The 20,591-nt window shown below is 61.5% G+C and carries 18 protein-coding genes and 1 pseudogene; 7 read left to right on the plus strand and 12 right to left on the minus strand.

Annotated elements, in window-relative coordinates; translation table 11 throughout:
* Positions 1-5 precede the first annotated feature (5 nt).
* Entirely contained in the window at positions 6-1,580 is a 1,575-nt protein-coding gene (locus CAL13_RS10820; RefSeq protein ID WP_157664847.1) for an MFS transporter, read from the minus strand.
* Positions 1,581-1,886: 306 nt separating this feature from the next.
* On the opposite strand from CAL13_RS10820, the gene CAL13_RS10825 reads away from it, so the two are divergent.
* Positions 1,887-2,678, plus strand: a complete 792-nt coding sequence (locus tag CAL13_RS10825) for a hypothetical protein (protein ID WP_157664848.1) — start codon at positions 1,887-1,889, stop codon at positions 2,676-2,678.
* A 305-nt stretch (positions 2,679-2,983) separates the two neighbouring features.
* Here CAL13_RS10825 and CAL13_RS10830 read toward each other — a convergent pair whose 3' ends face one another.
* The 5 genes from CAL13_RS10830 to CAL13_RS21700 form a co-directional block, all read right to left on the minus strand.
* Positions 2,984-3,565, minus strand: coding sequence for an SLATT domain-containing protein (locus tag CAL13_RS10830; protein ID WP_086072375.1), 582 nt, complete (start codon positions 3,563-3,565; stop codon positions 2,984-2,986).
* Positions 3,543-4,421: an SMODS domain-containing nucleotidyltransferase gene (locus tag CAL13_RS10835; protein ID WP_086072376.1), complete on the minus strand. Its 879-nt coding sequence runs from the start codon at positions 4,419-4,421 to the stop codon at positions 3,543-3,545. Before CAL13_RS10835 ends, CAL13_RS10830 begins: the two co-directional genes overlap by 23 nt.
* A gap of 33 nt (positions 4,422-4,454) precedes the next feature.
* Positions 4,455-7,109, minus strand: a complete 2,655-nt coding sequence (locus tag CAL13_RS10840) for a DUF2726 domain-containing protein (protein ID WP_086072377.1) — start codon at positions 7,107-7,109, stop codon at positions 4,455-4,457.
* Between the two features lie 367 nt (positions 7,110-7,476).
* Positions 7,477-7,668, minus strand: a complete 192-nt coding sequence (locus tag CAL13_RS10845; RefSeq protein WP_198297831.1) for a hypothetical protein — start codon at positions 7,666-7,668, stop codon at positions 7,477-7,479.
* 189 nt (positions 7,669-7,857) lie between these two features.
* Entirely contained in the window at positions 7,858-8,445 is a 588-nt protein-coding gene (locus tag CAL13_RS21700; protein WP_086072379.1) for a DNA-binding protein, read from the minus strand.
* A 245-nt stretch (positions 8,446-8,690) separates the two neighbouring features.
* Between CAL13_RS21700 and CAL13_RS10855 the strand changes: the two genes are divergently transcribed.
* Positions 8,691-9,689, plus strand: coding sequence for a site-specific integrase (locus tag CAL13_RS10855; RefSeq protein ID WP_086073601.1), 999 nt, complete (start codon positions 8,691-8,693; stop codon positions 9,687-9,689).
* Positions 9,690-9,734: 45 nt separating this feature from the next.
* Here the strand turns inward: CAL13_RS10855 and CAL13_RS10860 are convergent, their stop codons facing one another.
* Entirely contained in the window at positions 9,735-10,727 is a 993-nt protein-coding gene (locus CAL13_RS10860) for a hypothetical protein (protein ID WP_157664849.1), read from the minus strand.
* A 377-nt stretch (positions 10,728-11,104) separates the two neighbouring features.
* Between CAL13_RS10860 and CAL13_RS10865 the strand changes: the two are divergent.
* A pseudogene (locus tag CAL13_RS10865) lies at positions 11,105-11,452 on the plus strand (ArsR/SmtB family transcription factor).
* 52 nt (positions 11,453-11,504) lie between these two features.
* On the opposite strand, the gene CAL13_RS21215 reads toward CAL13_RS10865, so the two are convergent.
* From CAL13_RS21215 to CAL13_RS10875, 3 genes are read right to left on the minus strand one after another with little or no spacing between them, the layout of a single operon-like run.
* A complete protein-coding gene (locus tag CAL13_RS21215; RefSeq protein WP_157664850.1) occupies positions 11,505-13,007 on the minus strand; it encodes a hypothetical protein in 1,503 nt (500 codons plus the stop codon).
* Position 13,008: 1 nt separating this feature from the next.
* Positions 13,009-13,992, minus strand: coding sequence for an ATP-binding protein (locus CAL13_RS10870; protein ID WP_086072381.1), 984 nt, complete (start codon positions 13,990-13,992; stop codon positions 13,009-13,011).
* A gap of 2 nt (positions 13,993-13,994) precedes the next feature.
* A complete protein-coding gene (locus CAL13_RS10875) occupies positions 13,995-16,031 on the minus strand; it encodes a hypothetical protein (RefSeq protein ID WP_086072382.1) in 2,037 nt (678 codons plus the stop codon).
* A gap of 242 nt (positions 16,032-16,273) precedes the next feature.
* On the opposite strand from CAL13_RS10875, the gene CAL13_RS21220 reads away from it, so the two are divergent.
* The 4 genes from CAL13_RS21220 to arsH all read left to right on the plus strand — a co-directional run bounded on the left by CAL13_RS21220 (position 16,274) and on the right by arsH (position 19,018).
* Positions 16,274-16,678, plus strand: a complete 405-nt coding sequence (locus tag CAL13_RS21220; protein WP_157664851.1) for a hypothetical protein — start codon at positions 16,274-16,276, stop codon at positions 16,676-16,678.
* A gap of 527 nt (positions 16,679-17,205) precedes the next feature.
* Entirely contained in the window at positions 17,206-17,547 is a 342-nt protein-coding gene (locus CAL13_RS10885; RefSeq protein ID WP_086072384.1) for an ArsR/SmtB family transcription factor, read from the plus strand.
* 72 nt (positions 17,548-17,619) lie between these two features.
* Positions 17,620-18,114, plus strand: coding sequence for an arsenate reductase ArsC (locus tag CAL13_RS10890; protein ID WP_086072385.1), 495 nt, complete (start codon positions 17,620-17,622; stop codon positions 18,112-18,114).
* Positions 18,115-18,301: 187 nt separating this feature from the next.
* Positions 18,302-19,018, plus strand: coding sequence for an arsenical resistance protein ArsH (gene arsH, locus CAL13_RS10895; RefSeq protein WP_086057407.1), 717 nt, complete (start codon positions 18,302-18,304; stop codon positions 19,016-19,018).
* Between the two features lie 604 nt (positions 19,019-19,622).
* Here arsH and CAL13_RS10905 read toward each other — a convergent pair.
* Positions 19,623-20,075, minus strand: a complete 453-nt coding sequence (locus CAL13_RS10905; RefSeq protein WP_086072386.1) for an SRPBCC family protein — start codon at positions 20,073-20,075, stop codon at positions 19,623-19,625.
* The gene (locus tag CAL13_RS10910) at positions 20,068-20,403 is read right to left on the minus strand and encodes an ArsR/SmtB family transcription factor (RefSeq protein ID WP_086072387.1); all 336 of its coding nucleotides are present in this window, start codon (positions 20,401-20,403) and stop codon (positions 20,068-20,070) included. The genes CAL13_RS10905 and CAL13_RS10910 overlap by 8 nt, the downstream gene beginning before the upstream one ends.
* Positions 20,404-20,591 lie beyond the last annotated feature (188 nt).

The raw sequence follows: 20,591 nt of genomic DNA on the forward strand, positions 1-20,591 counted from the left end.
ATCGTTCACGGCCTTGCGTGCGACGCGGCGCGCCGCGCGCGGCGGCGGCGAAAAACGTAGGGCGCCAGCAGCAGCTGCCGGATCCGGTTGCGCCGTGTCTTGCGCGGCCGCCGGCGCAGCAGCGCCCTGGCGAGCCGATCGAAGGCGAACATGCCGCCCACCGCGCCGCCGATCGAAGATAGCTGGTTGACCGTCCGCAATGCTTCCAGCGCGAGCTCCTGGATTACCACCCGCTCGCTATAGTCGCCGCCTTCGCGCACCCGGGACACCGCGTGGATCGCGTATAGCCCGAGCACCGCAGATATGCCAAAAAGAAATTCCCAATGCGCGAAGCTCGCGACGGAAAACTCGTTGCTTCCGCTCACGGACGTCCAGCGGATCACCACGGCAAGCTGTGCGGACGCGAACCATTGCGCCATCGCACCCCCTGCGATGGGAGCGAGACCGCCGGCAATGGAAGACACGACGCCGGTGGCGGCGAGATATGCCGTGCCATGTTCGCGCGGCGCGAGCTTCAGCGACAGATTGCCCGTCGCCAGCGCGATGCCGCCCGACGCCGCGCCCATCACGGCGTGCACGAGGTACAGCAGGACCAGCTGCACCGCCGTATCGGCCAACCCGGTGAACACCAGCCCGATCGTGCATAGAAAGTAGGCGGGCAGGGCCACGGCCAGCACGGCCCTGTTGGAAAGCCGGTCCGAAACGGGCCCCCACAGATAAAGCGTCAGCGCATTCGAGAGCTGGCTTGTCACCCACAGCGTGGTGACCGTGCTCAGGCTGTAATGCAGCTGTTCCAGCAGGTAGACGGCCAGGAAAGGCGCGGCGAAATTGGTCGCTAGATTCCACGCCGCGAGCAGCACCAGCAGACCGCGGAACCCGCGATCCTGAAGGGGCATCCGCAACAGGCTGCGCAGCGACGCCCGGCGCCTGGCCGGCGCCATGGCGGGCTCCGGCGTGCTGGCCAGGCAATACGAACTTGCCAGCCCGGCCAGCGCCGCGGCGCTGAATATCACCGCGTAGGCATTCAGCGCATCGCCGCCCGGAGGGTGGTCCACCAGCACACCCGCCGACAATATGCAGATGCAGCCCACAATGCTGGCGACAAACAGGCGCTTGGAGAAGAACGCGCCCAGTCCTTCCGCCGGAAGCAGCTGATGAAACCAGGAATTGATTGCGCACGATGCCATCGCGCCCAATACCGATATCGCCAGGTTGGCCAGAATGAGCAGCCAGAGCCGATGCTGCGGCGGGACAACGTAGGGCAGGGCGGCCATGGTGAGCATCATCAGGCGCGCCACCGTCAGACTGGCGACCCCGAACCGCTTCCGCTCGCGGATCCGTTCCACCACCACGATGGCGGGCAGTTGCGCCGCCTGCGCCATGAACGGGATCGCAGCCAGCAAACCGATCTGCATGGGCGCGGCGCCAAGCAGCAACGCATAGGCCAGCAGAACCACGCCGCCGGATAGTGCGCCCGTGGCGCTGGCCCAGGCCGCATCCATCACCAGCGCCCGCTTGCCCGCGGCGAGCTGTTCCGGACGGACTTCGGCGACGGGGTTCAGGCTCAGGGAACTCGGCATGGGCGCACCGCGCTGAACAAGGCGGCGCGGTGGCGCAAGAGGCGCGCCCATATGGCCGTTCGGCGCGGCGAGGGCGCGTCACGCGTCCGAGCACCCAAGCACGCCTTTTGAAGGGACGTCGAGCCCGTCCCAGCCGGTACAGCGCACCGCGCTTATGGCAGCATAATGATATTTCCACTTACAAAAGCCATATGCGGGCCCGGCGTTCGGGATACCGCCGCCAACCGTCGCCCGGTCCGATGCAAAGTCGGCAGCGTTGTCCGGGCAGCGGTCCGGAGGCGCCGCTGATGGCAAATCGTTGAGAGCATGAAAACCCTTACTGACGTTTCGATGCACCAAGCGCTGGACCCGGTGGTCGAGATGCTGACTGTCTACCGCCGCGCTTCCCGGTGGCGCGCCATAAGAGAATGCTGGAAAGCCGGTTCGCGGGGCGCGAGAACGCTGTGTCTGGCGCTGCTGATCGCCGCGCTGGCACTGGCCGCAATGAGCGTCGTCGCAGATTGGGCGACTCGTTGGGGGCTGGGGTATTTCTGCGGCTGCGCGATCTGCACTGTTGCTGCATCCGTCTTGTACCAGACGCGGATGGTGGCCTCGCATCCGCTGCTGCAAGGTTTCAAGCCATACGACCGGCATTTCGGCCTTCATTACCGGATTCTTCGGTACCGTATGTTCCGCGCTGCGCTGTTGCGCAAGAACACCGGGCGCAGCGACGTGGCCAAGGCCCTGGCGACATTGAATCCAGACCTGCGTTTCGTTGAAAGCAGGCCGGTTGATATCGGTCCAGGAGCGGTCGTCCTGCTGTCTGCCGCGTGCGGAACCGTCACGTCGGCGAGTATGCGTGACTCCTGGTTCGAAGCCGGTCTGCCGGTATTCATCGTGTGCTGCTTCATCATCGCGGCGTTTCTTCTGTGCGTTCTGCGGTTCGGTCTTCCCACCGAACGTCAGCGCCATTCCGAGCTCGCATGCTTCCTGCAGTGGTATGTGCACGAACTGAAACTGGCTCAGCAGGCCGGTTCGGCTGCACGCAGCCGCAAGGCGAGAAACCCGGAAGTTCTACAGGCAGGACGCCAGGCAACGGCTGAAGAATCCAGAGCGTGACGCACCCGAGCAATCCGCATAATGTATATTATGTAAAGTCAATTTGATTGTTTGATTGCCGGTTAGCTTGTCGTCCGTTTGCATAATTTTGTTCCCGCTTTGTGCGTAATTTTGTTCCTGTCCCCTTATCAGCCGCTTGCCCGGACTACACACATTATTTAATAGAGCGACCGACTTCCCGTGTGACTGCCTCCCCCGTTGAGATCCAAGGCGACCTGCGGGGGGCGGGCTGGAAATGCCTGCCGGGCCATTGTCTATGGGGGGCTGCTTGCCTAACGGTGCCTCGATACGTCAGCCATCGCTGTTCAGGGCTTGCCGAGTGACGTGCTGCGGAGTTGTTTGGGCAACATCTTGTTCAGCTCCTCATCGGTAAAGAACAGCTCTTCCGCCTGCTTAAGCGCCCTTTGCGCTGCGGCGTATGCCTTGCTATTCGTTCGCGGCGCAGCTTTGTAGATCTCTTCCAGTACGCCGTTCAGCCGGTCTCTCTCCTTGCGAATATCATCCACGGGCCGACCGTCTTGCAGGTCTACCAGAAGGCTCAGAAGGGCTTCGCGTGCTCCCCAAAGCTTGGCGCCTACTTCGGTATGCCGCTGGGCTTGCTTGCCCAGCGACGCCTCCTTGAAGTACAGCGTGAACCCCAGCAGGATGGCCGACAAAATGGCCCCTATCACGGTGCCGATTATCGTGTCGCCAAAAATTGACGATAACAAGCTACCCGCGGTTGCTGCGGACAAAACGATTTCCGCGATTTTGACGCGTTTGTAGCGCGTGACGTACTGGTCTGCCATCTTCTGGTGGGTCTTGTGTGTGTAGGCGGCCCGGCCGTACATCTCGCGCAACTGCCCTTCCAGGGCGTTTGTCGCGCTAGCTGGGGAAAGCGCTGCCATAGATTCCTCTGTAGATTTGCTTTGCGGTATAGGCGTAGTTCTGCCGTTCATAGTCAATGGCCTCCTTCGTGCGCAGCTCGGCCTGACGCGCCTTGTATTGGAACCCACCGCCGTAGACCCAAGAGCCGCTGCCCGGCGCCGTCCAATACGTCTTCTGGGCATCTTGGCCGGCAAGGAAGCCGAAGAAGTCCCTTGTCATCCAGTCGTAGTACACGTAGGACTTGTCCTTGTGTGCCCAGCCGTCGATGAACTGATAGGCCAAAGTATCGATGAGCATGCCGCTCATGGAGACGTTGTTTTGGTCGCGCCATGCGCGCGCCATGCGTGAGAGCTGAACCAGGTTGCCGTTACACAGAGTGTTCCGCATGCTGAAGGCACTAATTTCTTGCTTCGGTTTGCAGGTACGCCACGACCCGCCATTGTTAGTGTCCGCGAACGTGTAGCCGCCGTCCATATTCGGGAATGCGGGTAGTACCTCAAACTTCACTCCATCATCAAAACGAAGCACAACGACCTGTCCATCGCCGCCGATTTCGGTGATGGAGTAGGTCTTCATGATGGACGCGCGTACGTGGGCCAGTAGGGCCGACTGCCCATTGCCAACGTGCACGTTGAAGCGGGCGTACAGGTCACTGGGCAATTCGTACAACAGGTCGACGTCGCTCACACTCGGGATGGCGGTCGAGCGCCCATACGAGCCCACGTAAAATCGGTAGCTCGTCTTTGAAGCCAGTCCGCGCAGATCTGCGTTCAGCTGACCGACGATGCGCCCGGTTCTATACCCAATGGAACTTCGCTTATCGGGACTAATGCGGAGGTTTCCGCAGAACGTTTGGAACCAGTCTCCTACCCCCATAACCGCGGCTTCTCCTTTGTTGTACAGGCCAATTCAAGTTCGAACGCAAGACAGGTCTTCTAGTAACCCCCGCGCTTGCTCGTACCCAGGTAGGTCGGCGCGCAAGCTGCGCACCAACTCGTCAACGTGCTGGGCAACCTGGGCGCGGATCGTGTTCTCGGAGGGGCTGCCGACCGGCCTAAGTCGGATAAATGGGATGCCGGCGGCTGCGAACAGCCGGTCCTTCTTGTCATCATTGCGTTGTTGGCGCTCCGTGTCGTGCCAGACCGAGTCGACTTCGATCGCCAACATAGGCAGGTACATCGTCGAAGACACAACGACGATGTCTACGCTCGCTCGTAGGTAGTAGCCAAAATCATCTTCGCTCACGAGCTCCTTCATACGTTCGTAGCTCATGATGCTTTGCAGTGAGCAGTTCGGAAACACAAGATGGTTTGGACATAGCTGCACGAGCACTTGGTAGATGCTGAACTCTCGCTGGCTATTGAACACTTGCTTGACAGCACTGGTGCCTTGAGCACGGACAATCCTCCCGATGACCGCATGCTGCGCCTCGCGTTCGAGTAGCGGAGCAATGTGCGGGTTGACACGGAAGGTCGTGTCCGTAACCAACAGCATCCCCAAGTCGACCAGCTTGTCATAATGGCGCTTGGCCCATGTCAGTTCCATGCCGGCGTACTCGGCTACCTCCGCCAAGCCCTTGTAAGTTTTGATGCTCGCGAACACGGTCAGGAGCTTGCGTGCCGGCGCGGTCAGCGATGGCCATCGACTCACTGCGGTCCGTTCGAACTGGTCGCGCTTGTTCAGCGTGGCCAGCCGCGCCTTCGCGTCCGCCAGTAACTGCTTGACCACGTCGGCACGGCTCGACCTCGTTACCTGTTCCTGAAGCTTGTCGAGGAAACTCTGGATTTGTTCGAGGTCACTGGACCGGGCCCATAGCAGCTTGGCATTGTTCATGCCGACTTCAGACAGAGGCTCGGCGGTCTCAATGTCGATGAGGTAATAACTCAATGCGCTCTGAGGGTCGCCGACTACCTGTTCGAGATAGGCCAAGCGAAAGGCATGGCCGACCTCAAGAAGATCGTCGCTGAATGCGCGGGCCAAGGGCAGTAGCTGAGTTCGTACTTCGTCGCTAACTTTGGATAACGCATTAAATATGTCTCCCGCGACCTGCAGCCAGATACTTCGGGTGGCCTTGTCCATCTGACCCCGCACCGCGGCCAGCCGTCCCAAGGCATCCAGCACCAGGCGGGCCTGCGGCTCGTCGAGTTCCTCGCCGTCGAAGTCGCCCGCGTAGTAATTCTGCTGCGGCGGCACGCCTGCGAGTATGGTTCTACGCATCGCATCGAGCAGCAGCCGCATGCGGCCTGCCACTCCCTGCACTACGTTCGCCGCCGCAAACTGGAACGAAATGCTTTGCTCGCATAACCAGGCCAAGCCCGGCATGTCTTGATCGCCGTGGGCCTCGTCCTCCAAGGGAGAAAACTGGATGCTCGCGGCGAAGATACGGTAGAGGCTCTGCAGCTCTGCCCGGCGGGAAAATCCTACGGGCGCCTGCTCGTACAGGCGCCAGAGCAGGTCATCGACCGATGCCATGCGCAGCCCAGGCTGCCCAACGTAGATTTGGCACGGCCCTTGCCCCAGAATCTTAAGGTAGGTGCCAAACCAGTGCGTGCCCTCATCGGCGAAACGCATCAAGCACTGCACAGCGAGCGACAAATGTGCCTCTATGTTCTCGGCTGCAGCCGACAGGGCACAAACTACACGACGAAGCCCTTCGCAGGCGTTGTCAGCAAAGGGCTCCGGGAACTGCTCCAGCAGGTCGGCGTAGTCTTCGCCCGCGGTGTACTCGAGCATCCATATGAAAGCCCAGCCTCGCGGTGTCAAACGTTGTTGAACGGCCCCTTCCGACTCATCTACAGGCAGGGCGACCAGTTCGCTTTCACTGGGACTCTGGAGTCGAAGAAGCGGCTCTGCGGCCGAAACGTGGTTTCCGGGACCTGCCTGTATGAGGTTGAGTTCATGCCGCAATACGTCAACGAGCGCGTGTCCAGCGGCATCGAGAGCGCCGCTCTGTTTCGCGGCGGTATAGGCGTTACTTAGGACGAGAGGCAAGTTCGCGAGGGCGGACAGCGCTTGCTGCTCGGCAACGGTTAGCTCTTCCCCGGGATTTTCCTGAGCGCGCAGCAACCGCAGCGCCCGCGCGCGAAGTTTTCGGAGCCACTCGATGTTCGTCGCTTCACTGCAGGCTCGTGAGAGTCGATGCAGCGCTTGCGCGCAGTCCTCAATAGACCAGTTCAGGCTGTCTATGTAGATGTCGAATTCGGGCAACGTATGCAATGACTCAACCCGTACGGCGAGTTGCTTCAGTGCCGTCTCTAGCTCCTCGCGGGCCTCTTTTGCCAAGTCGTAACGCGATTGCACCCCGGGCGGATAGAGAGCAAGGATTTGGAGGCGTAACAACCACACCTGCGCCGATTGGCGATCGTCCTCATGAATCGCTGTCAAGGGGATCTGGGCAAGCGCAAGAGCATCGGTCCATGCTTTGTTCTCTATGTGCGCTCGAGCAAGAGACTGGATGTGCGCCAAGCGCCAGCGTTGCGGCACGCCAGCGGATTCGACGGCAACGACATTCGACTTCGCGATGAGCGAAGGAGGCGGGCGCTTTTTCTTAGACTTCTTCGTCACGCCCCCTCCTCCATGCGTCCCCTGCCCCAACTGACGCGGTGCGCCGCGTAGCTTCCCATATCGGGCGGTGCAACGACGGCCTCGGGGAAAACGGGTGGCACCACGCCGACATACATCTCTGACCCCAGCTCTTATAGCTTCTCTTTAGCGCCATCACCGAGTGCCCCACATGCGGCTGGGGTGAGAAAGCTGCCGAAGGTGGCGTCGTTCTCTGGTGCGCATCGAAGCGGCTTGCGTACCGGAGAGCAGCCAAGGGGGGCGATGACGGGCGCCGACGTGCCCTGCACCCGGCTCTAACTGGCCGTGATCGTAAGTAGAAGAAACTAAGCTTGTCAACTGCCTCAGGGGCTGAGGGTGCCGCCTTCGCTTATTGCGCAGCGGCCGGCGGGCCTGAACGGCGCCCGCCGCTGCGCTTGCCCATGGTGCTCAGTATTGCGTCAAGTTGCTTCTCCTTGGCAGTCAGCCGCGCCGTGAGTTCGGCGATTTCCTTCGCATGTTGGGTTTGCAGGGATGCGGCGGCGGCCGTCGTTGCCTGAGCTTTTTCTTCCATGGCCTGCACCCGAACGCCGGCGCTGACCAATTCGGCCCGCATGGCCAGTTCGCTTCGTTCGGCTAGGCGCAACTGTTCAGCGAGCCTCGCGTGCTCGGTTTGAAAGTGCGCGCGGTCCTCTTCGGCGGCTCGACGCAGGCGGGCGAGCTCGGTTTGAAGCGCTTTGAGCTGTTGCCGCTCGGCGTCGAGTTCGGTGAGCTAACGCCGCTCTTGCGCGGCATGGCGATCGAGCGTTCGGGCAAGTTGCGCGGCGTGCGCCGCCTGTTCCTGCACGCGCGCCTCGTGCATGCCACGCACTTGCTCTTTGGCCTCCTGTACCGCAGCCTGCGCCTGCGCGCACTGCGCTTCAGCGGCATCGCGCTGCTCGGCCAGCAACCGCATCTGTTCGCCTGTGGCGGTCAATTGCTCGCGCAGGGCTGTCACCGCCACTTCCAGGTCCGCTTCCCGCGCGGCGAGCCTCGCTGCGCTCGCTTCCAGTTCCCGGGCGCGGGCGGCCAGCGCTTCTCGTTCCCGGACGAGTTCGGCTTCATGCTCGGCGTGGTCCGTTTGTGCCTGGGCGCGTGCCGCGTCCTGGGCGCATCGCCACAGCTCGCGCGCGGCCGCGATCACCGGTTCGGGCACGTCCGTCGCGCCTCGTCCGGCCAATCGGGGGCCAAGCTGCGCAAACCAAGTGTTCAAAAACCCCGTGATCGTATTTGGCGAGCCGCGGCCCAGCTTTAACCGCACCCGCTCGATGGTGGGACGTTCTACCCTCGAGCAATAAGGCGTCGGCGGCGCGGTGAACATCCTTTTCAGTGATGGCCATGGTCTTCCCTCTCTCGCTATCGATACGGCGCATGTTAGGGTTCGATAACAGAAACTTATCCGCGCATAAGCGTCAAAATTGACTTATATGCTACGACATATGTATGGAAAATAATGAGCGTCCGCACCCGCCGGAAGGTCTCGTGACGCGTGCGTCGGAGCCGAACGGCACCTTGGCCGAGCTGGATCTGGCGAGCCTAGGTGCCAGCGCCGACGCAGTGCGTGCGCTGTTGCGCGAAGGCAGCTCACCCAACACGGTGGCCGCCTATCGCGCCGCCGTGCGGTACTGGGCCGCGTGGTGTACGGCGCGGCTCGGTCTGCCATTTACCCTGCCGCTGCCGGTGCGCGCGGTGGTGCAGTTCATCGTCGACCACCTCGAACACGCGACGCCGGATGGCTTGACCCACGACCTGCCGCCAGAAGTGGATGCGGCGCTGGTGGCCGCGCGCGTGAAGGCGCGCCGCGGCCCCCTGTCGCTCGCTACGGTGCGTCACCGCTTGGCCGTGCTATCCGAGGCCCATGAAACCAAGGGCTTGCCAAACCCTTGCCGCAGCCGCGCCGTACAGACCCTGCTATCCAAGACCCGCATCGCCTATGCGCGGCGTGGGGTGCAGCCCGCGAAAAAGCCGGCGCTTACCCGCGAACCCCTAGAACTGCTGCTCGCGACTTGCGAAGATTCGCTGATTGGCCTGCGCGATCGGGCCCTGCTGCTCTTCGCTTGGGCCAGCGGCGGGCGGCGCCGCTCGGAGGTAGCCACCGCGCGCATGGAAAACCTGCGTCGGATTCCCGAGGGGTTTATCTACACCCTAGCACACTCCAAGACGCAACAAGACGGCAATGACCGGCCCGATATGGCCAAGCCGGTACTCGGGCCCGCAGCCGATGCCCTGGCGGCCTGGCTGGAGGCCGCGCACATCGCCGAGGGGCCAATTTTCAGGCGGATCCGACGGGGCGGTGCGGTGCAGACCGCTGCCCTGTCGGGAGAGGCCATCCGGCGCATGGTGGCGGCCCGTGCTGTCCAGGCTGGTCTTGAAGAACGCTATGCCGCGCACAGCTTGCGCTCCGGATTCATCACGGAGGCCGGGCGCCAGGCAGTGCCACTGGCCGAGACCATGGCCATGAGCGGCCACGCCAGCGTCAACAGTGTCGTGGGGTATCACCGCGTGGGCGCCGCCGCGACCTTGCGGGCGGCGCGCTTGCTCGAACCGGGACCCCGCTCAGAATAGGCAGGGCCCCTCGACTTGGCATGAAGGCAACGCCCCTGCCCTGTGCTAGCTGTCGATCTGGCGACGCTGCGTGGGCGACGGGGCGCCGATGGCCTTCAAAGCGCTTTGCACGACCGCATTGGGCAGTTGGGCGGCCCTAGCGCTGCGCGCGAGATACCGCGTAAACGCGCCCTCCCCGATGTACTTGGCCTCGATCCAGCGCTTGAATTCCGCATACGCCTCGTTGGGGTAGGCCCAAGGCTGTTGCGGATTGGAGGCGGCCTGCGGGAAATAGTCTGGGTAATCGTGCCGATATGACAGACGTGGCCCGAAGCGTAGATCACCCCCCATCGCCACCCAGTGGTCGGACCAGAACCGGCCCACGCTGATATCCGGGACGAACTTCGCGCCCGTATAGATGCCCGACTGGCCGAGCGTCACCATGATGTCCGCAATGGCGTGAAAAACGCTGAAATAGCCCTTGGGCACGACATCGGTCAGCCGCGAGACCCGGTCGTGATACTCCTTCCAGCGCTGATCGAGCGGGACGGGCGTGTAGCCCACGCTTTTATAGATGTAGTCGCGCAGAGCCTGTCCGGCCAGGCGCCGGAAATTGCGCTGAGCGACCTCCTTGACCCGCGCGCCGGCATCGAACGCGTAGTACTCCAGCACGGCGACACAGAGCGCGTCCGGGTATGCATGGAATTCGCCGTGCCCCGCCTTCCGGATGGGGAGATAGGGCCGCTCCAGATACAAGTCGTGGGAAGCGAGGATTTCCCGCAGCTTGGTGACGCGAGGCGGCGCAACCTCCAGGGACCACTCTGTACTGATGTCCTGAATCACGCCGTGGGTGACCCCGCACAATTGCGCGAGGCCACGGCCCGTGAGAAACGGCGTGCCGTCTGTCAGCACGCCCATGCCGATACCGTCGATCTCCGCCTCTCGCTCGACCGCGAAATCGAAGACCTGTTGTTGCACGCCCGCCTTCGCGGCCGCCAGAGTGGCGGGTTTGGCGGGCATTTTTGCGACTAAGTCACTGTTTTCAAAGCGTTTAACCATGGCGGGTTCTACCCTTACGTTGATGTGTAAAAGCGATTGCGGTGCCATCAACGCTCAGGCAGAATCCGATCTGCAATGAGGCTACCCCAACGTTGATGGGTCTAGTCCATACTCCGCCCCGGGCGACGTTGGCGCGTCGCTTCGGGGCATTTTCTTGCCCAACAGCTTTACTCAACCACAACATCTTGTGTCTTTGCTTCAAGACACCACCAATTATCGCTGTGCTCGGGCTCGCCACCAAGCGCGAAGTGAAACGCCATACTTCTTTAAGTTGAAACGATAGGTTTCGGCGTGTCCAGTTCTTGGTCTGAGCGATAGCGTCTACTTACCGCCATCCTTACCTTGGTGTCGAGGTTCAATAAAACATGAATTCATGCATGGGTGAATTGCGGGCGCGCGTGATCGCGCCGGCGGCATTAGCCCACCCACAACGACTCAGGGCATTTCGTGCGCTCGTGCTGGCGGGCCCTGCGGGCATGGCGCCGAGCGTCCTGGCCGAGCAGTTGGGCGTGGCTCGCATGCCCTCTCCTTACACCTCAACAAGCTATCGCGTGCGGGCTGGATCCACAGCGAGCAACAGGGGTCGCTACCTGATCTATCGCGTCAACTACGACCGAATGAATGGCTTGCTCAGCTATCTGACCGAGCATTGTTGTCCAGGGGGCGTCTGCGAGATCAGCACGGCGACGCCTGCCAAACCTGTTGATGACTGGCGCTCCCTATGAAGCGCCTACACGTACATGTCCATATCGCCGACCTGGCCCAGAACATCGCCTTCTATACCATCGGCCTAGCTCGCTTGCCTGACCAGTTTTGCCGATCAACGGTGACTTTTTTTGCCGTGGTCCAATGTAAGAGCGATAAGCCTGCGCCGACGGCATGCAGGCTGACACAATACCGCGGATCGTTACGTTCGCTGGGTACGCGTCCCGCTTCGATGCCGTCAAGCCACGCCTGCACCGCACGCGAGGCCGACTCGATTTCCCACCTGGCGGCTCTATCGAAAAGTTCGGTCAAAAGCGAGTCTTGCACCCATTCCCATGGGTAGCTTGCGTAGCGGTAGTCAGATGTCCATGTGAGAGACCGGCGGCGGCACAGGCCGCGCGCTGCGAGCATCTCGCCCAGGCCCAGGAAGCGAAAACGCTCTTTCTCGGCAAGCCGAGGGGACAACGCGAGATCAAACCGTCCCCAGCCACACGCGAGCTCTTGTAGCGCAACATTGAATGGACAAAGCGCGCCCGCGTACGGGATTCGAGGGTCGGTTCGGGCCCACTGATATTCCCAACCGTTACGCACCAGCGTCCACTGGCACTTACAAACTCGGTGGCGCTGGCGTAACCGCCGCTGAACCACCTTCAGGCGAGTTACAAACGGCGCACGGGGCGCGCAGACCGCGCCGAGCCGGTTGTAAACGTAAAAGAGGGGCTCCACCCCAAGGCCCGGCATGGCTTTGATCAGCGCATCTCGCACCGCGGGAGAAAAGTGCTGAACCTCGAGTCGCCAAGCCGGGCCGCACGGCGGGGTTAGCGGTGCGGTTAATGACTCAGCCGAGGACTTACCCCATGGCGCGACCGGTGGCGTCACCAAGGGTGCCACGGTATCCGGGATAGGACAAAGTGCATGCAGTTGCCCGAGCGTTTGTGCAAGCAGATCGCCGCCGCCATAAGGATCTGGATCCGATTTCCACAAGCAATTCCCTTGCGTCCTGGCGACGGTGCGACCGACCCTGCGCACCCATTGCTCAAGGGCGGCCACGCGGCACGCGCCCTCAAGCAATTCGCTACTGGTTCGAGGCCACGCCGCACACCTCGCCTGCATCGCTCTCGAAAGAGCTGTCACGCGCGAGCCCATGATGCTCAGATTGAGCCGCCAACTGCCTTCAGCGGTGCTCAGCTCGGTCAGATGGAACGGGCATCTGAACAACCACGGGAGTTCATGTAAGTAGCTATGGTAGCCGAACCGCGCGCAGCCTTCGCAGTACCTGAACGAGCGGCACCTCTCGTTGATGGGCGGCAACCGATATTCCCCTAGCGACGGCCGTTCCAAGGGCGAGCGAAATACCGTTTTGACGACGTCAAGATCCTCGTTCAGCAAGCATGCGATCCGCTTTACCTGGCTTGCAGCAAGCAACACGGGGCTGCCAAAATCGATTGAGAAATAGTCCTTGCATTGGGCGACCGTGATGCCATTAAGCGCACAAAACTTAGCGACCAGGGAGAGGCGCGACTCGTGCGGCCGAAGCAGACCTGGCCACCAATTGACCGATGGATAGGACTGCATCCTATGCCCCTGTCGAGATGATGCGCATATGGTCGGAGAAGTTGGTTTTTGCAAGCTCGCCGAGCCAAGTCTCATAGGCCGTCGCGCTATCCCAATCTTCACCATTGGCCAAGCGAAACAGAATGGCCTCTGTCGCCCGGGCGATATGCTGCATCGGGAACTCGGCGTTCCGACGAGGCAAGCCCGGTGGAGCCAGTGCCTCCAAGGCTTGCCACAGGATATTGGCGCTGTCGGCCAATCGACGCCCCGCGGCGAAATCGCGCGGTGCAAAGTACGCAAGGTACGACATGCCACTTTCTGGCGGCCATTCTGAATCGGTGTCGTAGCCGGTCAAAACATACGCAAGTTCTGCCGCGGACCGCAACCCGTGGAATTGCGCATGCGCGGCCATAAAGCGTGCTGCGACATGCGCATTTCCGCTGCTGGCGAGGTATTCATGGCGGTAGTTCAACTGGTGCGACCCCACCGAAAAAATACTCAGCAGGTACCCTTCGTAGTCCAGCGCATTCTGCAGCCCTAGCAACCACTTCCATTCGACAAACGTCACGTCCTGCGCTTCATCGATGAGCAGCACGACATAATTGCACATGGCATTGCGGGCAATCGAGATGAAGCGCTGTGTACACAGATGCACTGCTTCGGCACGCTTGGGTGGCTTGTGTGGAACGACAAACTCGAAATGCGACGCCAGCAGCAGCTGATGCCAGAATCCGGTTTCGCTGCGATGGGCTTCCGGCCTACGGTTCCACACCACCAAGGGCAGCACGGCGTCAAAGCGATCCTCGAGCGCTTCACGCAGATACCACTGTATGCATCGCGACTTACCCAGGCGCGACGCGCCGTATATGTAGCCACCAGGCTTTTGCTGGTCGATCCAATCGCCCACCTGAGCAATCATCGCGTCCATGGGCGGGGTGTACACCGCATATTGTTTGGTGAGCATGCAGTGCCGCGTGTCAATGCGGTCCGGAAGCGCGGATTTCATGGCTATTTTGACTTGGCCATACGGCGCGCAGGCAGTGGGCTGGTCATCGTGCCCATCCGAGCGGCCGCTGCGCCCTCCCCGCCCGAAGCACGCGCAGGCTTGCGGTGGGTTTCGTGTTTGAGGCCGCCGTTGGTCCGGCTGGCCATCGCTTTCTCTAGCATGGCGTCGCCGATAAAGGGATTTTCGGCGCACGCCAATATCCGTCTAGCTTCCAAATAGGCGGGGTGCACGGGCAGTCGCTTGTTGGGCTGTCGCTCAACGTACTGCATGAATGCGGCGATGGCGTCACTGCCCGCGGGAATATCGAATTGGCCGCGGGCGTTGGCTTTGCAGATGGCCGTGCGCACCGACAGACTATGGGGCGAGGCGTTCCAAGGCGGGGCCGCCCTTAAAACACCCAGTGAGAGGCCATCGAGCGTTGCGGCACGAACCACACGGCAATCGTCTTCTTTGTGGCAAATTACCCAGATGTCAGAGCCGACCAGGTCCTGCCGGTTTTGAAGTGTCTCGTTGGTGTAGCGCGCGTAATAGAACTCGACAAAGGGCATGCGTCCGGTCCTCGCCCCACCGCGGACAGCACATCGCCTGCGCACGCTGAAGTAGGATTCGACCGCGTCGGCGTCGACGCGCCGGAAGCGCTGGTTGGACTTCTCATAGAGAAATTTTGCATAGGCAAGCGGCGTGCGATAGCCAATTCCCTTATGGCCAGTGCAGTTGTAGTTTGCGATTACGACATCCAACAGCTCCTCGGCATACTCATACTGGAACCGGCTCGTTACCGCGATTTCCTCAGGCTGCCGCCCTTTGCGCTGAGTTGTATTGGCTCCGGTGGTGTTGGACAGGCGTTGAAGGCCACCGCCGGCCGAACGACGAAAAAACGCCTCGATGAATGGACGGTCATCTTTGCTGCGCCGCTTTGAAAACGCCGTCTTCGGCTCGAGCAAGGCGGATCCGACCGCATCGCGCAATAGGGTGCGAACCGTCGCGCACGTCTCGGCCAGGGCGCCATCTACGCTGGTTTCGTCCCAGCACAGTCCGACGAACTCCTCGCCAGCCGAGGAGAGAAGCCCGGCCCCGGGGAGATAGGCAGTTTTGCAATAGCTCACGGGTCTGGGTGGCCACCTGCCCAGCGCGCGCTTAATTGCGCGAAGCACGTCGTCCACCGAGACTTCTCGTCGCAGGCTGAAGTAGTACCCGATAACGGCACGCGAGACGACTTCCAGCAGGACGATGACCCATAGGCGATGAACGATCTTTTCCTTGTAGCCGCCAGCCTCGTCCGCAATCGACACGCAGAACCGGCCATCAAGCTTGTGCGCGTCCATCTCCACGCGTTGCATGAATTTCAGCACCGGGCGGTCCGCTCCATCGCCTGTCTTGAGTTTTGTGACGAGATCGGGGCCACCCGTCACGCCGGCTAGGGCCCGGGGATCCTCGTTCAGTACCCTATCGATGTATCGGCGTATCGAGTAGTAGCCTCTGCTCACCGTGTTAAAGGGCCATTCGCCGCGCGCTTCATATCCCAAGCCGCGAAGCTGATCCAGAAACCACGCGGCGTGTCGCTTTCTCGACTGGTTGATTTCATGCAGTCTCGTGCCCGAGCTCCAAGACCGCCGGATGCGGGTGTCAAAGGCCTCGCGCAGGTCAGGATGCAGATCCAGTACGGCTTGCAGCGCGCCCGCGGCGCCGGCGCCAGATGCGCCTACGTGGACCGCCTTCCGGCGCTCGTAGGGCCTGAGCCGAAGATAAGGAATGAGCCCTCTCCACCCATAGGGCTGGCCATCCGGGTGCGTTGCCAAACAGCGCTCACGGATGAGGCGATAGACCTGTTTTGCGCCAAGCGAAGTGCTTTGCTTGATGGCGACTGATGGAGCGCCAGACAGGTAGAGCAATACGGCCCGTTTTCTGGCTAGATAGAGCGTTCGAAGGGCCTCAGGCAAGCCTGCCTCGTCGGGTGTGGCCCATAGGGACAGGTCAACGGCGCGCCCTCGCACCCGACGGGCTGCTTCGATATCGGCATCGGAGTCGTGAGGTTGCACGGAGCGACCTCCATAGACGTCACGCGTTGCGCAGCGGCCTTGTGAGGCGTCGCAGACGCGTTCTGTTCGGTGTGCTAGGTGTACTATATTCTGAATAACCGTTCAAGATCAGTGACTTGCATGCATTTTGCATGTAAATCGAGACGTAACAGGAGCGGAAAACCATGTGCCCACGACCTCGAGAAGACCGGCCGATATCCGCGCTGGGCGCAGTGCCCGGCGTGCAGCCCAAGGTATTGGTCATGATTGAGGGTGCCCGGTACGTCGAAGCGGGCTCTGGCGTCATCGACCAGGAGCGATGGGACGCGTGTCTGGATCTTGCGGATCAGCTGGTCACGTATGGCCGACGCAAGCTCGCGGCCGATCCAACGCTGCGCCCAGATCGGCTGGTTCCCCGCATGCGCCTGGCCCTTGAAAAGAAAAACTGTGGGCTTGCTGAAAACGAGCTGGATTGGGTGATGGCCCATGTGGCAGGCGCCCTGAAAACGACCGTCGCGGGTAGTTGCACGGTTCCGCCGGAAATGCTTGCCCGTCTGTTTGACAACTCGCCGGCCCCATATCCGCCACCCAAAACACGCATTCAGGTCGCCGAAGAGCAACTACAGGCGCGGCTTCAGAAGGCAAGAGCCGACCGAGCTCGCTCCTGAGCCGTTGCGCTGCCTGATGTTCCGTCGCGATTTTTCATCGTCGTTCTGTCGACCCTCCCTGCTTCTGGGAAACCTTGCCCTTATCGCGGCCGCTTCCGTCGGTCCCCAGGAGCCCGTCGGAAAAGGAACAAAATCACTTACGCCGTCCGGGAAAGGAACAGTTTTCTGCAAACTTTTTATAAGTAAATTTGTTCCCTCGAATGCAGACCACTCTATGGTGATGGGCCCCCATGGCGGGCACAAAATTATGCAAACCGACGCTTGTCGACTGCGCGGCAAGCTGGGGGCCCTGCGCCAAGGCCTTGCATATCCAGACCTACCAGGACGCCTGCCGCGTAGCTCGACACGCCGGCCGCCTAAAGGACGGCCGGACCTTCGTGATTTCGCGAACATGAATTCGAACGCTACGGCGTCATCGGCAGGAAGATCGGCCTGGATCTACTCAACCCCGCATCAGCCAGCACGTTCCGCACACGAGATCGTCGTGCTACAGTTCAACAAAACATGAATTCATGTATAGGTGAGTCATGGAAGAGAACGATGCAGTGGTCGCCTTGGCGGCTTTGGCGCACCCGCAACGCCTCAGGGCGTTTCGTGCCCTTGTGGTGGCCGGACCGGATGGTGTGGCGCCCAGCGTTCTGGCCGAGCATCTGGGCGTGGCGCGCAGTGCCCTTTCCTTCCACCTCAAGGAGCTGTCGCATGCCGGGCTGGTCCGCAGCGAACAGCAGGGGCGCTTTCTCATCTATCGCGCCAGCTACGAGCGCATGGACGGCTTGCTCGGTTACTTGACCGAGCATTGTTGCCAGGGAGGCGTCTGCGAACCCGCCGACGCATACCGCAGCCGGCTATGCCAAATGGATGCTGGATGACCGGCCTTCGGATTTCACCATTTCGACGCGGGAACCCGCATCCCATTCCCCAACCGTTGCTGCCGAGGCACCATGGAAGACAAGGTCTATAACGCCCTCTTTATCTGTACCGGAAATTCGGCGCGGTCCATCCTGGCAGAAGGGCTGCTGAACGGCCTGGCCCAGGGACGCTTTCGCGCGTACTCCGCGGGCAGCCAGCCCAAGGGCGAAGTGCACCCCCTGGCACTGGCCACGCTGGAGACGCTTGGCATGCCCACGACGGGCTATCGCAGCAAGAGTTGGGACGAATTCACCTTGCCGGATGCGCCCCAGTTGGACTTTATCTTCACGGTGTGCGACAACGCCGCCGGTGAAGTATGCCCGATCTGGCCGGGCCAACCGATGTCGGCCCATTGGGGCGTACCCGATCCTGCTGCCGTAGAAGGCTCCGATGACGAAAAGCGCAAGGCTTTCCAGAACGCCGCACGCGTGCTCAAGCGCCGCATCGAGCTGTTGCTGTCCCTGCCGATGGACCGGCTGGACACGATGTCGCTGCGCAAGGAACTGCACGGCATCGGCAAGGCGTGAAGCGCGCCATGTCCGTCAACGCCACCCCCCTTCCCCGTCCGGCGCCATCGAGGAATCCCTTCGAGCGCTGTCCGCCCTCATGGGTCGCGCCGGGCATCGTCGCCGCTTGGAAAACCCGGCACGCAATTGAGTTCTGTCCAGATACCGCCGCGTTGACGACGCGTGCGATCACGCTTTGAAGCTTCCAATGGTCAAGCTCGACGATCTACCCAACGTACAGACGGACTGCTTTGACGGCGGCATTGCCCGGCGGCTGCATGCGTCCCGGTCCGCACATCCGCCCCGCATCCTGCTGCTCTATGGATCGCTGCGCGAGCGGTCGTTCAGCCGCTTTGCCGCCGAGGAAGCGTCCCGGCTGCTGCGCGCGATGGGAGCCGAAACATGCCTGTTCAACCCCGCTGGCCTCCCCCTGGTGGACAGCGAGCCGGAAAGCCACCCCAAAGTCGCGGAGCTGCGCGAGCTGGTGCAATGGGCCGAGGGCATGGTGTGGTGCTCGCCGGAACGGCACGGCGCCATGACGGGGCTCATGAAGACGCAGATCGACTGGATTCCCCTGTCGCTCGGTGCGGTGCGGCCCACGCAAGGCAAGACGCTCGCTGTCATGCAGGTCAGCGGCGGCTCGCAGTCCTTCAATGCCGTCAATCAGATGCGCGTGCTGGGCCGCTGGATGCGGATGATCACCATCCCGAACCAGTCGTCGGTGGCCAAGGCCTGGCAGGAATTCGATGAGCACGGGCGCATGCGGCCTTCGGCCTACTACGACCGCATCGTCGACGTCATGGAAGAGCTTGTGAAATTCACCCTGCTTACTCGCGATGTTGCGCCCTATCTGGTGGACCGCTATAGCGAACGCAAAGAAAGCGCGGATCAGGCATCCAAGCGCGTCAATCAAGCGAAGATCTGATGCGTCTGTCTCAGCGTGGCGATGTGGCTGCCCGGGGCAGCCTTTGATTTCATGGCCGGATGCAGCCGGTATGCGTAGCCGCATGGTCCGTCGCGGCTGGCTCGCGGAGGCGGCCGCCCCGGGCCGGGAATCGAATGCGATCTATTCGGTCATTTCTTCTTCGCTTGGTCGCGATGCCACTTGATCGCGAAGAACATGCCCGTGCCGAACACGAGGACTTTGAAGGTGATGAAGACTATCGGGACCCAATCCATTATTTCGACTACTTCCAGGCTACGATTTCACGCATTTCAACGTGCGGGGCATCCCCGAACATGCTGCTTCAGCAGCTTCCTGTCCTAGTTTAATCCCCGAGGGTCCCCGGCAAGCGGAGCAGTTCAGGGTCGAAATGGGGCCCATGTGATGTCCATGTGAAGCCCATGCCGCGTGCCGGCGATCCGCGCCCGTCTCCGCCCCTCTCCGCCCGCGTGTTTTGCAGTGCCCCCTGCCCCGCTGCCCGTCTTCACCAGCCACGCGCCGCCACCGTGAAAGGGCTCGTCATTCGATGAGGCGCGTGGCGGCGAAGCTCCGTTTGGATGCCAGGGGCTGATATCCGGCGCCAGGATCAGCGCTTATCCGACGGCCGCAGCACGACGGTGCCGGTCTCCAGCAGCGACTTCAGGTTCGAAAGGATCTTGGGCCAGCCTCCCGACACGGCCTTGATGAATTGCGATCCCTCCCGCTCCATGGTGTGAATGATCGAGAGTTTTATGGCGTCGCCCTCCGGCTCGATCTCGATCGTGCAGCGCGAATCGCCTTCGGCCTGCAGCTCCGGCTTCCACTGGTTCTGCCAGCGAATCACCAGACGCCGTGGCGGATCGGCTTCAAGGATCTCGCCGGCGTCGAACAGCTTGCCGTCGCCGTCCAGCAACCTCCAGGACGAGCCGGCCTTCCATTCGCTTTCGCAGTGCATGCCAAACCAGTACTGCTTCATGAACGCCGGCTCGGTCAGCGCGGACCACAGCTTTTCCGGCGTGGTGCGTATGTAGATGACGTACGCAAAGGTCGATCTAGTCATCGGATTTCTCCAGTCGTCGTTTGAGATTCGAGAGCGCCTTCAGGCGAGGCTTCTCGAACTTGGCAATCCAGCGTTCGTAGATTTCCTGCAGCGGTACTGGATTGAGGAAATGCAGCTTTTCGCGGCCGCGACGCACCGTGGCGATCAGATTGGCGGCCTCCAACACCTCAAGGTGCTGCGTTACCCCCTGCCGCGTCATGTCCATGTGCTCGCACAGCTCGCCCAGGGTGCGGCCGTCATGCGCATGCAGCAGATCCAACAGCATTCTGCGATTGGGGTCGGCCAGGGCTTTGAACAATAAGTCGATGTCGTCGCGGCGTTGGGCCATGAGCTCATATGCAAGTATCCACTTGCATGAATGATATGCAACCAAACGCTTGCACGTCAACCCCGCTTTTTGCCTTTTTCGGAGGCGAGTACGTCGGTCCCGAGGCTTTCCCTTCTGCCCACCCCGCGACATCCAAGATACCTGCGCCGACGGGTTCGCTGCCGGGATGCGGGGGGGCTTATCCCGGA

Origin of the sequence: Bordetella genomosp. 9 (assembly GCF_002119725.1) — a bacterium.
Lineage (GTDB): Bacteria > Pseudomonadota > Gammaproteobacteria > Burkholderiales > Burkholderiaceae_B > Bordetella_C.